Source organism: Bartonella sp. AC158YNML (assembly GCF_042196725.1).
Taxonomy (GTDB): domain Bacteria; phylum Pseudomonadota; class Alphaproteobacteria; order Rhizobiales; family Rhizobiaceae; genus Bartonella.
Genome location: NZ_JBHIQU010000009.1, coordinates 54370 through 69509, shown reverse-complemented (window position 1 = coordinate 69509; position 15140 = coordinate 54370). Strand labels below are relative to the sequence as shown.

The following is a 15140-nucleotide window of genomic DNA, read 5'->3' as shown; positions in this document are numbered from 1 at the left end:
CGAGCAAACAAAGTCTTGATTTTCTAATAAGTTATATTTAATGGCATTTTCATCAAAGAATCTTTCTCCAAAGACAATGATCTGAGTAATCTGAACAGAAGAATTTTGTCCAGTGTTGTCAGTTCTTTTTAGAGCCTATATTATTTTTTTAAATGAGAGAAAATTAAAAACATTATATTTCAATATGTTAGAATTTTAACGATACAACCTATATCGATAATACAACCTTAAATACAATCAATAATATATTATTTGTCAGTTTGTGTTCGTAAATTGAACTGACAAATTAGATTATTTTAGTGACTCATAAAACCTATCAAAATACTCATTCTGATATTTTAAAGCCCATAGTACATTTATCTTGATTAACCCGTGAAACGAACAGCAAACTTCACTATTTTGCTGATTTTACCTCATGTCATAGGCTGTGGATAAGCAGCCTCTAAAAACCCCTTTTGAAAAAATTTATCCGTTTTTTCGCATTTTTCTACATTTTTTTCACCATTTGCTCAAAATGGATTTAATAAGCTTCATTTCGATTCTTTTGAAGAGAATTAATCTGTATCGTAGATAGTTATGGAGTTTATCCTTTATGCTTCGCTCTCATCATTCTGATAATGAACACGTCACTTTACGCTCTCTGTTGGAATATTATCGTCAACAAGCTAAATCACTCCGTGAATTAGGAACATGGTTTGAAAACCTTGTCATAGCTTATTTGACAAAAGACCCTCTCCATTATGGGCGCTACGAAAAGGTTCAAACCTATTATGAATGGGCGCAAGAGCATGAAGGTTGGAATAAAAATGATATCGGTATTGATCTAGTTGCTAAGCTTCGTCATCAAGAGGGTTATGTCGCTATTCAATGTAAGTGTTATAAAGCAGATCATCAGATCAGTAAAAAGGATATTGATAGCTTTATCGCTGCCTCTGGAAAAGACATCTTTAAATATCGTCTTCTCGTTGATAGTACGGAAGTGGAATTAAGTGACAATGTGAATGCCATGATTAAAGGACAAGCGATACCCGTTTATCGCATTGACCTTCGTCATATGGAAAACAGTCGGATAGATTGGAAAATATTTGCAACAAAACAAGAAGTTCTTCTGAAATCAACAAAAGAGCCTCGTCCCCATCAAGAAGAAGCCATCAAGAAAGTCTGTGAAGGTTTACAAGAAGCAGACCGTGGCAAGCTCATTATGGCATGTGGAACGGGCAAAACTTTTACAAGTCTTAAGATAGCAGAAACCCTTGCTGGGAAAGGCAAGCGTGTGTTGTTTCTGGTGCCTTCTCTGGCTTTACTCTCACAAACAATCCGTGAATGGACAGCCGATGCACAAATCCCGTTGCGTTCCTTTGCGGTTTGTTCTGATACAAAAGTAGGCAAGCGTCGTAAAAACCAAGATGATATTGTTGGTATGGAAACATCAGATCTTGTTCTCCCTGCTACCACGGATGCAAAAGCCCTTGCCAAAGAAGCGCGTGGAAACCTAGTAGACGCAATGACGGTAGTCTTTTCAACTTACCATTCAATTCAAGTGATTTCGGATGCACAAAAGGATCATGGATTACCCGAATTTGATTTGATCATCTGTGATGAAGCACACCGTACTACTGGGGCTTTATTGGGAAGTGAAGACAATGAATCTGAATTTATCAAGGTTCACGATAACAGCATCATTCGGGGCAAAAAACGTCTGTACATGACAGCAACGCCTAAGATCTTTAGTGACAAGCTGAAAAGGAATGCTTTCTTATCCAATAACGTTTTGGTGTCCATGGATAATGAAAAACTCTATGGCAAACAACTTTACACTTACAACTTTACACGTGCTTTAGAGGATAAGCTGTTATCACCTTGTAAAGTTATCATATTAGTTGTCAACGAAGAAGAAGTAAGTCAATCCATTCAACATCTGATTACCGATAAGAATTATGAACTTATTCTCGATGATAGGACCAAGATTAATGGCTGTTATAGAGCACTTACCAAAATGGATCTGAAACTTGATCTTAAAGATGACCCCAAGCCCATGCGTAGAGCTTTAGCTTTTTGCAAAGATATTGAGACTTCTAAACGCATATGCAAGAGATTCAAAAAAGAAAAAGTGCAAGAATCTTTGCGCGCTCTTCATAAGAACTATAAAGATACTCCTCCTCTTAACTGTACCCTTGCCCATATTGATGGAACCTTTAGTGCTAAAGAGCGTACAAAACAACTTGAATGGTTAAAGGAAGATGCGGGGGAAAATACGTGTCGTGTTCTCACCAATGTAAGATGTCTTTCTGAAGGTGTGGATGTTCCTGCTCTTGATGCTGTTCTATTTTTACACCCGCGCAAAAGTCAAATTGAGATTATTCAAGCGATAGGACGCGTCATGCGTCGAGCAGAGGGTAAAAAAAGAGGCTATATTATTCTACCCATTGGGATACCCGCTGACATTCCGCCGGAAATAGCCTTAGAAAACAACAAAAAGTATAATGTCATCTGGCAAGTTCTCAATGCTTTACGTGCCCATGATGACAATTTTAATAAAATAATTCACCATATGCACAAAAAACAAGATGTAAGCGATGCTCTTGAAATCGTTGCTGCTTCTCAAGAACTTGCGTTAGAAGATACGACCACGGTTATTGATGATTTACCTATACGCTCAAAATTAGAGTATTCAGGACTTAATATTGGGTTAGCAACTTACGAATCCTCTCACACATGTGAAGAACAAGGAGAACTCCCCCTTTTTTCTAAAAGTAAAGATGTCATTAAAGCTGCTATTGTTAATAGATTTTACGACCCTAGCTATTGGAAAAAATGGGCAATAAATGTTGGTGATCTTGCTCAAACTCATATCATACGCTTAACTGAGGTTTTAACAAAATCAGAAACTGAAACACGGCAAGTGTTTAATGATTTTATGACCGAATTGCGGAGCAATTTAAACACAACTATCTCCGAACAAGACGCAATTGAAATGCTTGCACAACATCTTGTAACGCGTCCAGTCTTTAATGCTTTATTTGAGGGGCATCAGTTTGTTCAAGAGAATCCCGTATCTTGTGCTTTACAACGTGTACTCAATGTCCTTGATAAGTTTACTCTTAAAGAAGAATCTCAAGATCTCAAAAATATTTCTAAGAGTGTACAATTTTACACGCGTGGAATTACCACTCTTGAAGCACAACAAAGCTTAATTGTAGAGCTGTATAATGAATTTTTCCGTTATGCTTTTCCACGTACAGTAGAAAAATTAGGAATTGTTTATACGCCCATTGAGGTTGTTGATTTTATCATTCATTCTGTTGATGATGTCTTGCGTAATGAATTTGGAAAAAGTCTAGGATCACGAGGTGTCTCCATTCTCGACCCTTTCATTGGAACAGGAACCTTTATCACGCGGCTGTTACAATCAAAACTCATCAAACCAGAGGACATGGAATATAAATACCGTTATGATATCCATGCCAATGAGATTGTTTTACTCGCTTATTACATAGCAGCCATTAATATCGAAGCAACCTATCATGGTCTTATGAAAGGGAATTATATCCCATTCAAGCATATTGGTTTAACCGATACGTTTCATCTTTTTGAGAAAAAAGATCTGATGGAAGGTACTATGAAAGAAAACAGTGAATATTTAGAACATCAGAAAAATCTCAATATTGAAGTTATTTTTGGTAACCCTCCTTATTCAACAGGTCAAAAAAGTGAAAATGATAATGCAAAGAACACTCCCTATCCCATATTGAATGATCGTATTGGAGAAACTTATGCTGCTCAATCAAAAGCAACTTGCTTACAAGCACTTTATGATAGTTATATCCGTGCTATTCGTTGGGCTAGTGACCGTATAAAAAACCATGGTGTTATTGGTTTTGTCACAAATGCGGGTTTTATTGATGGAAGTTCTATGGATGGTTTACGCAAGTGCTTCGTTGAGGAATTCAGCAGCCTTTACATTTTCCATTTACGGGGGAACGCTCGGACCTCTGGAGAACAACGTAAGAAAGAAAGTGGTGGAATTTTTGGTGAAGGATCTCGTGCCCCTATAGCGATTTCTATTCTCGTAAAAAATCCAAAATCCAAACAACAGGGGAAAATATATTTCCGTGATATTGGAGATTATCTCACAAGAGAAAAAAAGCTTAAGACAATTAAAAAATTTAGGAGCATTGATGGCATTACACGGAGCAAAAAAGGTTGGCAAATAATTACACCAGATAAACATGGTGATTGGCTTGGTCAACGTGATGACAGTTTCAACGCCTTTTTAGCTATAGGTGATAAAGGTGACAAAAAAGGTCATGGTAAAAAACTCTTTGAAATATTTTCTCTTGGGATTGTAACTAATCGTGATGCTTGGGCATACAACTTAAGCCGTGAAGCTTTAGCAAAAAACATGAGTAATATGATTGGCTTCTATAACAGTGAAGTGGAACGATTTAATGATGCTTACACAGATACTGACCGTAAAAAACGTGCAAAGACTGTAAATGATTTCGTTGATACAGATGAGAAAAAGATAAGTTGGAGTCGTGCTCTTAAACAAGAGCTAGCAAAAGGGAAAGTTTTTAAATTTGAAGAGACATGCCTTATGCAAAGTTTGTATCGTCCTTTCACACGACAATGGCTTTATTATAATCGCTGCTTTAATGAAATGGTTTATAAAATGCCGCATATATTTCCAATGGAGCAAACAGTTGAAAATAAAGGAATTCAAATTACAGGTATAGGAGCAAAAAAAGACTTTTCTGTACTTATGATTAAGACCGTATCTGATCTTCAGGTGATAGAGAATGGTCAATGCTTTCCAAGATATTTTTACGAAGACACTACGGTTTCAAAAGCTAAAAACAATACACAAACTCATTTATTCGCAAATGCTACAGAGAAAAGTAAAACAGCTGGTTTACAGAAGCGTGATGCCATTACTGATGAAGGATTAGCACATTTTAAAGCTGCTTATCCTAATGAAACCATAACAAAAGATGATCTGTTTTATTATGTTTACGGGATTTTGCATTCGGAAGATTACCGTACCCGTTATGCACATAATTTATGCAAAGAATTGCCTCGTATCCCTTGCGTAAAAACTGCTGATGACTTTTGGAAGTTTGTGACAGCAGGGCGTGAACTCGGTTATTTGCACATGAATTATGAAACAGTAGAACCTTATCCAGTCACATTTAAAAAGGGTAATCCAAAACAGACAGAGATCTCTAATCCCGAAAAGTTTTATTATGTGACTGAAATGAAATTTTCTGGGAATAGTAAGGAAAAGGATAAATCGACAGTTTTTTATAACAGCAATATCATCATGAAGGATATCCCTCTTAAAGCTTATGAGTATATAGTCAATGGAAAGCCTGCTCTTGAATGGGTTATGGAACGTCAATGTGTTAAAACAGATAAAAAGAGTGGTATTGTTAATGATGCTAATCGCTATGCTGTTGAAACCATTGGCAACCCTGCTTACCCTCTAGAGTTGTTTCAAAGGGTTATTACCGTAAGTTTAGAAACAATGAAAATCGTGAAAAACCTACCAAATTTGGTATTAAGAGAAACTGAATAACTTATAAAGCATGCTCACATAATGGGTATGTTAATCTCACAAGGGGTAAAAGGTCTTATACCTATAGGTTCCTATACCCCCTTTATACATTGCTTACGTACAATCTTTAAAAGGATAATTTATCATGCGTTATTCTAAAAAGAAGAAACTTGCACTTTTAGATACTCTTATTTGGATTACTTTAAGACTTTTAAGAAACCCACTCTTAAAGTGAATTAGATTTTTTTACATTGCCTTTAAGAGGTTATACCGTAATCTAAAATGATAATTTTATCCTTTTCAAAAGCTTTGTTTAAAAAGAGTTATGTATATTCATTTTACTTATAGGTTTTGTAGGTTCTTAAAACCCCCAAAACCCCTACAAAACCTCTTTAAATATATATCATAGATTGTATTTACAGATTGTATTTAATATAGGTTGTTTCTTTAAAACATTAACATATTGAAATATAATGACTTTTATTTTGGATTAAAAAATAAAATAATACGTACAAAAAGCACCCCCCAAAACTCATAACCTAATGATCTTGATAGCATTTCTTATGAGTTACAAGCTATCTTTTGAAAAACTTTAAAGGATCACATGCTTTTTATAAAACACGTTGTAATCATTCTCTAAATCATAAGGTTATCATTCAAAAGAACTGATAAAATTCATAAAAGGGATTTTGATAACGTAATCAGTTTTTAATTTCCTATGCTTTTCATAAGACACGCTTTAATCACCCGCTAAAATCATCACTTTTGTCGGTTCAGTTTACTGACAGATAACTGACAGGTTTTAATCAATTCATATCATTGGTTATCTTTAAAGATTGTACTCTTGATATGAGTTATGTTTTAAAGATATTAACCTATTGAAATATAATATTTTTATTTTTTCTCATTAAAAAAATAATAGAAGGTCTAAAAGGAACTGACAACACTGACACAGTCTATTAAAAGGGATCTTATTCATTTCTATAATGATGAATCTCTTTTTAGATGTTTTCATAACAGTCTCTAAATTACAATTATCATATATCCTATTTATCGTTTCTCTTATGAAAATGAAAAATGATGCCATGCTATAAAACATATAACAGTTATAAAGAATGCGTAAAACAGTAGCTTTGTTTGAATAAAGCAAAAATGCAAATGAATGCATTGGTTATAAAGATCATCTCTATAAAAAGCTGTTAAGTTGCAAATATGTTATAAACAAAATTCACAAAAAATTTAAAATTCATTTAGTGAAAAATAGATAGATTATAAATATAAAAGAAGCAATTCATAAGGATAAGATATTATCAATACACAACGTATTTAAAAAAATACAAGAAATATCAAAAAAGATAAAATATTAATTGACAATAAATACGTATTTTGTTATATGAATAATCAAGTGATTAACAAACACTTTACGTTAAGTGGATAGGTTACGATAAAACCTTTCCTATGTTTTTTAAATACTGGTTGTTTTTTATGTGTTAATTAGCATATAATGATTCTGTCGGGTGTGCTTACATCATACAATACCTTTATGGGAAAAGTGTAAGCAACGGACTTAACGCCGTGTTTGTTAGCGCCCGATGCTTGTTAAGAGCGTCAATAACAAACAATTTTACGTTAAGGTTTTAAATATGACAAATATATCACCCCCCCGTTAATAAGAAAACAACATCAAAAAAGTATGAGTTTACTGGCAAAATGGATTTTGTGACTGGTCTCATATTATACCGTATACGTGCTTTAAGAGATTTTGGGGATGTCAAAGCTGGCGATCTAGGGGGGTATATTGAAAACGAAAGTAACTTATCTCACAAAGGTAATTGCTGGGTTTATGACAAAGCACGCGTTTTTCAAAATGCAAGGGTTTCAGGGAATGCTAAAGTAAAAAGCTTTTTTGTTGACGTTTGTGGTAATGCAAGAATTTATGGTAATGCTATTTTTGAAGGCATGTTTAAAGGACAATGCAAAGCTTTATGGAAATGCTCATGTTCGCAATGCCGTTGTAATTGAGGGCAATGCTCAAATTTATGATAACGCCCGTGTCACTGATCATGCTCATATTTGTGATGGCTCGCGTGTTTTTGATGATGCCGTAGTTTGTGGGGCTCTTATCTCAGGTAATTCTTATATTCATAGCAATGCTTCTCTAACTGCTAATGAAGATATTTGTGATGATTCATATCACGAATTTGGGAGTGAAGATGATTATTACCGTCATGAGTATTATGCTGATTGTGAGTGGTATTATGACGATGATAATGACAGCGAATATGAAAGTGACGCTGCGTAAATAATTGCGTGGGCGCGGCGGGTGCGCCTGCTTTCCAACCAAATTTTCCATTTCAAATTTTATCAACTGTTTATCACATTAGATTGTGAGGGTACCTCTATGTGCAAAAAATATGAATTAACCAGTGAAATCAAAAAAATCAAACATGCTCTTACTCGAAATATTATAAACCTTTATCGCATTCGTGCTTTAAAAGATTTTGATGATATAAAGGCGGGTGCTTTAGGCGGTTTTATTGAAAAGGAAGTCAACCTCTCCCATGATGGCAATTGCTGGGTCTATGATGAGGCTTGTGTCTATGGTCACGCCCATGTTTATGAGGATGCTACGGTTTTTAGTTATACACGCATCTATGGTCGTGCTAAGGTTTGTGGCTCTGCTTGCATTTATAGCCATGCAAAAGTTTATAATTATGCCTTTATTAATGGCCCTGCAAAGATTTATGGTGAGGTCTATGGCAATGCAAAGCTCAATAAAAGAAGCAAAGTAAGGTTAGTTCCTCAAAATTGTGAGTTTTATGAAAGCGATAATGTTGTCAAGATTGTTGATGAAACAGAATAAAAATAGGCATGGGGGCGCCTTCTTGATGGCTATAAACGCATTATAAAATAATTGCTATAAACATATCATAAAAGAGAGAGTAAAATAAAAGAAAGCTGTGCCAAGTGATATGACGCAGCTTTCAAATAATGATTCTAATGATAGAAAAATAATCATCTACAATGGAGTAATGAATGCATATATACAAAACGTATTATATTGCAAGCACTCTATTAGAGATATGAAAACTTATCAAGAGAGAAATGTATGATGTGTATGATCTTTAATCACTCATTTGAATGAGAGAGCCTATAAATGCTTTTCGTTGCTATCAAACGTATTAATCATAACTCCTCCTTTGTGAGGTGGTCATTTGAAATAAAGCCCATGATCAAAATGCTTCTTTTCAAACGTTTCAATATTTTACAGTTGCAAACGTTAGCTTTTCAAACAAGCTCTCATAAAGACAACAAACAACCGCTTTTATCAAATGCAAGGCTTTAAAAACTGTTATAAACATCAGTTTCAAACGTTTAAACGTTCACTTAGAGAGGTTCTCATAAGCGTATTTTTACTTTTCTTTAAAATCTAATTTCTTTAAAAATTAGCCGGTTCATATTTGGGCTGGCAAAAGCAACCAATCCAATTTTGGATTGACCTCATTTGCTTTCATATCTTTAAATTTATATTCTTAAAACGTTTTTTGCTCACTTGCTTGCATATGTCATAAAAGGCTTTTAATTTCATCAGATATAAAATACCTCTTTATCATTTTCTAAACTTTTAGACAGCATTTTAAAAGCGATCTTGTCCTTAATCCTTTTATGCAATTTTTTAAATTAAACCCATAAGCTTATGACCGTTTCAAACGATTATTCCTTTGAAGGCTTCGCTCAAAAAAGAGCAAAACTCATACCATTCTTTAAACGTATACAATTTATGTTATCGATATTTTCAAACGACTAAATTTTTTAACAATGTGATTTGTGCTGTGATAAAAAGGTATTATAAAATTTATAAACTGTTATGTATGATAACTGCTTTTGATTTCATTTGAACGTTTACATGCGTTATAATATTTACATCATGATTTGCTTTTTATGGTCTATTCATACATAGCGATCTTATATAAAAAATGGTCAAATGAATCATGCATAAAAAGATGGATTCTTAAGTGGATTCATATAAAATTATTGCAAACAACCTATTGACTTTATTAGTTTTTTATGCAATATTTGGTATCTGGCGGCAGAGCTTTGTATAAAGTTGCAAGAGCTTGTTCAAAACATCAACGACATAGAAGAAGTCGAAGCAACTTTCCCTCTTCTTAAAATTGATTTAAAGCGTCAAATAAAGGCTGAAAAAGTACACCTAGAAACTACACAAGATACGGCTTAATGCCTCTCTAAAATGAAATAACATTTTGTTTTTAAATAATTATATTTACGAAAAAATAGAAAATCGCCATATGGCGTATATCTTTTTTGTTTTTTGGGTCATTTTTGTCTGATTTTGGAGTGAACTTCACGATGTATCGAATTTTTTTAAAGGGTATTCAAAGACCTTTCAAAGATCATTTAAAACCTCTTTAATACGTCTTTATTTTTTTCTCTTAAAGGTCGCAATTTGAGATGATAAGTTCTTGAGCCGGAATCACATTATTTAAGAAAAAGCGTATATAAGATGTTTTCATCCCTTCTAGAGTAAATTGACTGAAAATTTTTCCATGTCCCAAGCACATTATTCAGATATATTATTAAAGAGAGAAACGTTTAAGCAATTGGGTCAAGTTGTCCCTATTCCTCTCTCCCACCCAAAGTGCAAGGTGCACCTTTGATTTTCTATTTCCTTCACACGCAATTTCATTGTGATCTGAACTTGATTTAGTTTGAAGACATTGCGCAATCTGGCAAAGCATTCACCAATCTAATCCCCCATTCATATCAAAAGCCATAGCCGCTTTGGCAGCATAAATGCTAAAAGCTTCTAAATACTATTCGTCAATCCCAGCTTTGCTGGCACGAGTCATCAGTTCTCAATTTTTCCCTAAATTCCGATTTTTGCAATTTTAAGTGTCAAAATAAATTTTAACAAAACGCGCACTGAAAGGTAAAATAGCTATAAAAATAATGAATTATCGCGTATTCTTACCTAATCTCAACTCTTCCAACTTAGTACAAAGCCTTATGTAAAAACCATAGCGATTTTGAAACAATTCAAATCTTAACGATTATTATTTCCTTAACTGGTGGTATTTCTCATCGGCGTTTCATCTCAGCATAGCTCTAAGAATAAAAGCGGATTGAACTATCTATTTTAATGACCAGAATAATATATTTAACGATCTACTGTCAACATCACTGGATCAATTGTACAATAACATATTTAATTAATATGTATTGTTATATATGTTTGTAGTTAAATTGAAAGCGCATTTAGATAATCCTGCTTTCTTATCTCGATATTCAAAATGACTAAGCGAAAAATTATATACGCAACTGTAAAATTTTACTTCTCTTAAAATCATTCACTTATTCGCTAAAAACTTAATGAACAACTCAAATGACCATTTTCATAAAGAGGAAATCTGCTTCTTTTTGGAGAATGTTGTTATTTAGGATGATATGAAATTGAAAAGTTTGGTGCACCCGACAGAATTCGAATCTGTGACCTCTGCCTTCGGAGGGCAGCGCTCTATCCAGCTGAGCTACGGGTGCTTAAAACCGATTATTAAAATTAGTTGTGATCTTTTAACTAATCATTCTCTTAGCTTCAATGCTAAATTACCATTCTAATAAAAAAATTACTTATTTGTAAATTATCTAACTACGCACCCCTTTTATTTTTCTACAATGATACTTTATCTTGAAAGAGCTTTTTTGTCTTCAACACTCGTTTTATTATTAAAAGAGCTTTTATTACAACTTCAAAACTTTCAAAAAATAAGTTACAATATAAACTGTAAGTATCAGGATAATTTCTAAATGATTACATTACCAAGTCGCTTTCATTTTGTTTCCGCAGAAACTGAGGAAGCTCTCAAAGCTACCCATAAATTAATTTCCGTTTATGGTCATTCTTCTCTGGAAGAAACTGATATTGTTGTTGCAATCGGTGGTGATGGGACAATGTTACAAACCGTACGGGACGTCATGAATACAGGCAAACCCATTTATGGCATGAATCAAGGTTCTGTAGGATTTCTTATGAATGAATTTCATGAAAAAAAATTACCTAATCGTATTGCTGTCGCTCATAGAAAAGAAATCCATCCCCTGCGCATGATTGCAAAAGCTGAATGTCAAGAATCTATCGAAGCTCTTGCAATTAATGAAGTATCTCTCTTTCGACAATCTTATCAAGCAGCAAAAATTCGTATCACCATTGATAACAACGTGCGCATGGAACAATTAAATTGTGATGGAGTCCTCGTCGCTACACCGGCAGGATCAACCGCTTATAATTTATCAGCACAAGGACCTATTTTACCCCTTATGGCCCCCCTTATGGCTCTTACTCCCGTTAGTCCTTTTCGTCCTCGGCGTTGGCATGGAGCATTGCTTCCCAATACAGTAACAGTGCGCTTTGATATGCTTGAACCTGACAAACGCCCTGTTAACGCTGCTGCTGATAATGTTGAAGTTAAATCTGTCCATTCAGTTACTATTTCAATGGCAACAGAAGTAACAGCTTCAATCCTTTTTGACTCAAATCATTCATGGGATGAACGCATTTTATCAGAACAATTTCGCTATTAATGATTGTATTGTGCGTTTTATGTGTATATGGTTGTTATAGTTAGTTTTTTTGTGAAAGCATCTTAAAACTCTTTAAGAGTGGGGGATATTGGTTATACTCATCATTTAGATAGCAAAATTAAAATCACAGAGCAATTGATAAAAAAATGATACCATCTTTAAACAGTTTTGATGATTTAGGTCTTTCCGCAAAGGTTGTTAACGCTGTAAAATCAGCGGGATATACAACTCCAACACCTATTCAAAGTGAAACAATTCCTCACGTCCTTCAAAGAAAAGACGTTCTAGGAATCGCTCAAACGGGAACGGGTAAAACCGCCTCTTTCGTATTGCCTATGCTCACTCTCCTTGAAAAAGGTCGTGCAAGAGCACGAATGCCCCGTACGCTCATCTTAGAACCAACAAGAGAAATTGCAGCTCAAGTTGAAGAAAATTTCGATAAATACGGAATAAATCATCGTTTAAATGTTGCTCTTTTGATTGGTGGGGTATCTTTTGAACTCCAAGATCGCAAACTTGAACGAGGAGCTGATGTTCTTATAGCAACACCAGGGCGCCTTCTTGATCATTTCGAGCGCGGTAAATTGCTCCTGATGGGCGTTGAAATCCTTGTTATTGATGAAGCTGATCGCATGTTGGATATGGGCTTTATTCCTGATATCGAACGCATCTGTAAACTAACACCTTTTACGCGTCAAACTTTGTTCTTTTCTGCAACAATGGCACCAGAAATTACAAAACTAACGAAACAATTTTTACATTCTCCGGTATCTGTTGAAGTTACAAAAGCTTCCTCAACAGCGACCACAATTACACAACGGCTTGTTAAATCTGGAAATAAATCATGGGACAAAAGAGCAGTTTTACGAGAACTTATCCAAAATGAAGGTGCCGAGCTTCAAAATGCTATTATTTTCTGTAATCGCAAGAGGGATATCTCTGAACTTCTTAGATCACTCATTAAACATAACTTTAGTGTAGGTGCATTGCATGGGGATATGGACCAATATTCACGTATGAACACCCTAGCCGATTTTAAAAATAATAAACTTACACTTCTGGTTGCTTCTGATGTTGCTGCCCGTGGTCTCGATATTCCAGCCGTAAGCCACGTATTTAACTATGATGTTCCTACACATGCTGAAGACTATATCCATCGAATTGGTCGTACAGGGCGTGCAAATCGTAGCGGAAAAGCTTTTACAATTGTCACAAAAGCTGATCAAAAATATATCAATGCCATTGAGGAAATGAGTAATGAAAAAATTGAATGGCTCAATGGAGATCTCTCAACTTTAATAGCCGATGATCAAACAGAAGATATTGTTGTAAAGAAAAAATCATCAAAATCATCAAAGAAAACTGCTCCAAAAGAGCCTGTTGCTCACACTAAAAAATCTGTAGAAGAGAATAAAACAGAATATATCAAAAATGCAAATAATAAGGAGAAGCCATCTGAGCAACAACGCTCACGAAAAAATAAGAATTACACGCCCCTTGGATTTGGTGATGATATTCCTGCATTCATGCTCATAAAAACGCGTAGATAGACTCGCCCTTTACTCTTTGTAAGCATAAAGTAAATAAAAGATGCCTTTTAAAAGTTTTTCTTATTTCTTAGAGAGCCTTTCTATTACCTTTTCACGCCCTAAAAGCTGCAAAAGCTTTCCCATTTCAGGCCCATGATCCATGCCCGTAAGTGCTTGACGTAATGGCATAAATAAAGACTTTCCTTTCCGACCTGTTTTTTCTTTTAATGCTGTTGTCCAAATTTTCCAACTTTCCTCATTCAAAGCACCTTCAGGTAAGAAATCGAGTGATTGACGCACAAATGCACGATCCTCTAGTGCTACTGTATCAAAATTTTGTTCATCATGAATGATTTTCCACCACAAAACAGCATCTTTGACTTTATCAATATTGCGTCTTATCGCGTTCCAGAAATATTCCGCCTTATCTCCCTCAATAGAAAGTTTTTTAAGTCGTATTTGAACTTCTTCATAGGTTAGCTCATGGACAAGATGACTATTCAAAGAAAGAAGATCAGCAATATCAAATTTTGCAACGGATCTTGACGTATCTTGTAAATTAAAATGTTCTAAAAGCGTAGCTTGATTGGGATAGGGATGCACATTTTGCGATGTCCCAATCAAAACGGCAAGGCATTGAACAGCTATAGATTCAAATCCTTCTTCCCGTAGAGAACGAATAGAAAGATCATTATTACGTTTTGAAAATCCTTTTCCTAAAACTGTCGCCAATAAATTGGTATGAGCAAAAACCGGTAATTCTGCATTAAGAGCTTTAAAAAGAGCAATTTGAGCGCCTGTATTTGTAATATGATCATCCCCGCGAATAATATGCGTAATAGCCATATCTACATCATCAACAATAGACGGCAATGTATAAAGATAGCTTCCATCTTCACGAATAAGAACAGGATCTGAAAGAGAAGCCAAATCAATCGTCTGCTTCCCCTTTATCGCATCATTCCAGCAAACTTCTGTTCGCTTTGTTTGCAAAGGATCACTTTCAAAATTAGGAAGAAGAAAACGCCAATGGGGTTTACGACCTTGAGATTCAAAGCTTTTTTTCTCTTCTGCCGTCAATTTTAATGCTGCACGGTTATAAATAGGAGGCAATTTTCGTGAAAGCTGAATTTTACGACGCCGCTCTAATTCTTCTGCAGTCTCATAACAGGGATAAAGAAGCCCGCGTTGTTTGAGAATTTCCGCAACTTCATCATATCGATTAAATCGCTTAGATTGGTAATAAATTGAATCTGGTTGAATACCAAGCCATTCAAGGTCAACAGCAATAGCATCAATATATTCTTGTTTAGAACGTTCAACATCTGTATCATCATAGCGCAAAATAAATTCTCCTTTATGCGCTTGCGCATAAAGCCAATTGAAAAGTGCAATACGGATATTGCCAATATGAATATAACCTGTTGGAGAGGGAGCAAAACGAACTTTAACCATAA

At 34.8% G+C, this 15140-nt stretch carries 5 protein-coding genes, 1 tRNA gene and 2 pseudogenes; 6 read left to right on the top strand and 2 right to left on the bottom strand.

The window, feature by feature from the left end; genetic code table 11:
• The first annotated feature begins 592 nt into the window (after positions 1-592).
• From ACFIM1_RS06485 to ACFIM1_RS06470, 4 genes and pseudogenes are all read left to right on the top strand, one after another.
• Positions 593-5575 carry a DEAD/DEAH box helicase gene (locus tag ACFIM1_RS06485; RefSeq protein ID WP_375694520.1) on the top strand — a complete coding sequence of 1661 codons (4983 nt, stop codon included), beginning with the start codon at positions 593-595 and terminating at the stop codon, positions 5573-5575.
• Between the two features lie 1689 nt (positions 5576-7264).
• Positions 7265-7856, top strand: a pseudogene (locus ACFIM1_RS06480) (hypothetical protein).
• A 99-nt stretch (positions 7857-7955) separates the two neighbouring features.
• Positions 7956-8417: a hypothetical protein gene (locus ACFIM1_RS06475; protein ID WP_375609493.1), complete on the top strand. Its 462-nt coding sequence runs from the start codon at positions 7956-7958 to the stop codon at positions 8415-8417.
• Between the two features lie 1221 nt (positions 8418-9638).
• Positions 9639-9794, top strand: a pseudogene (locus ACFIM1_RS06470) (transcriptional regulator); the annotation flags it as partial.
• A gap of 1242 nt (positions 9795-11036) precedes the next feature.
• Here ACFIM1_RS06470 and ACFIM1_RS06465 read toward each other — a convergent pair.
• Positions 11037-11113 (bottom strand) — tRNA-Arg (locus tag ACFIM1_RS06465).
• 267 nt (positions 11114-11380) lie between these two features.
• Here ACFIM1_RS06465 and ACFIM1_RS06460 point away from each other — a divergent pair.
• Both ACFIM1_RS06460 and ACFIM1_RS06455 read left to right on the top strand, forming a co-directional pair.
• A complete protein-coding gene (locus ACFIM1_RS06460; RefSeq protein WP_375608554.1) occupies positions 11381-12154 on the top strand; it encodes an NAD kinase in 774 nt (257 codons plus the stop codon).
• Between the two features lie 146 nt (positions 12155-12300).
• Positions 12301-13704, top strand: coding sequence for a DEAD/DEAH box helicase (locus tag ACFIM1_RS06455; protein WP_375609494.1), 1404 nt, complete (start codon positions 12301-12303; stop codon positions 13702-13704).
• A 60-nt stretch (positions 13705-13764) separates the two neighbouring features.
• Here the strand turns inward: ACFIM1_RS06455 and gltX are convergent, their stop codons facing one another.
• On the bottom strand, positions 13765-15138 hold the full coding sequence (gltX, locus tag ACFIM1_RS06450; protein ID WP_375609495.1) for a glutamate--tRNA ligase: 1374 nt from the start codon (positions 15136-15138) through the stop codon (positions 13765-13767).
• Between the last annotated feature and the right edge of the window lie 2 nt (positions 15139-15140).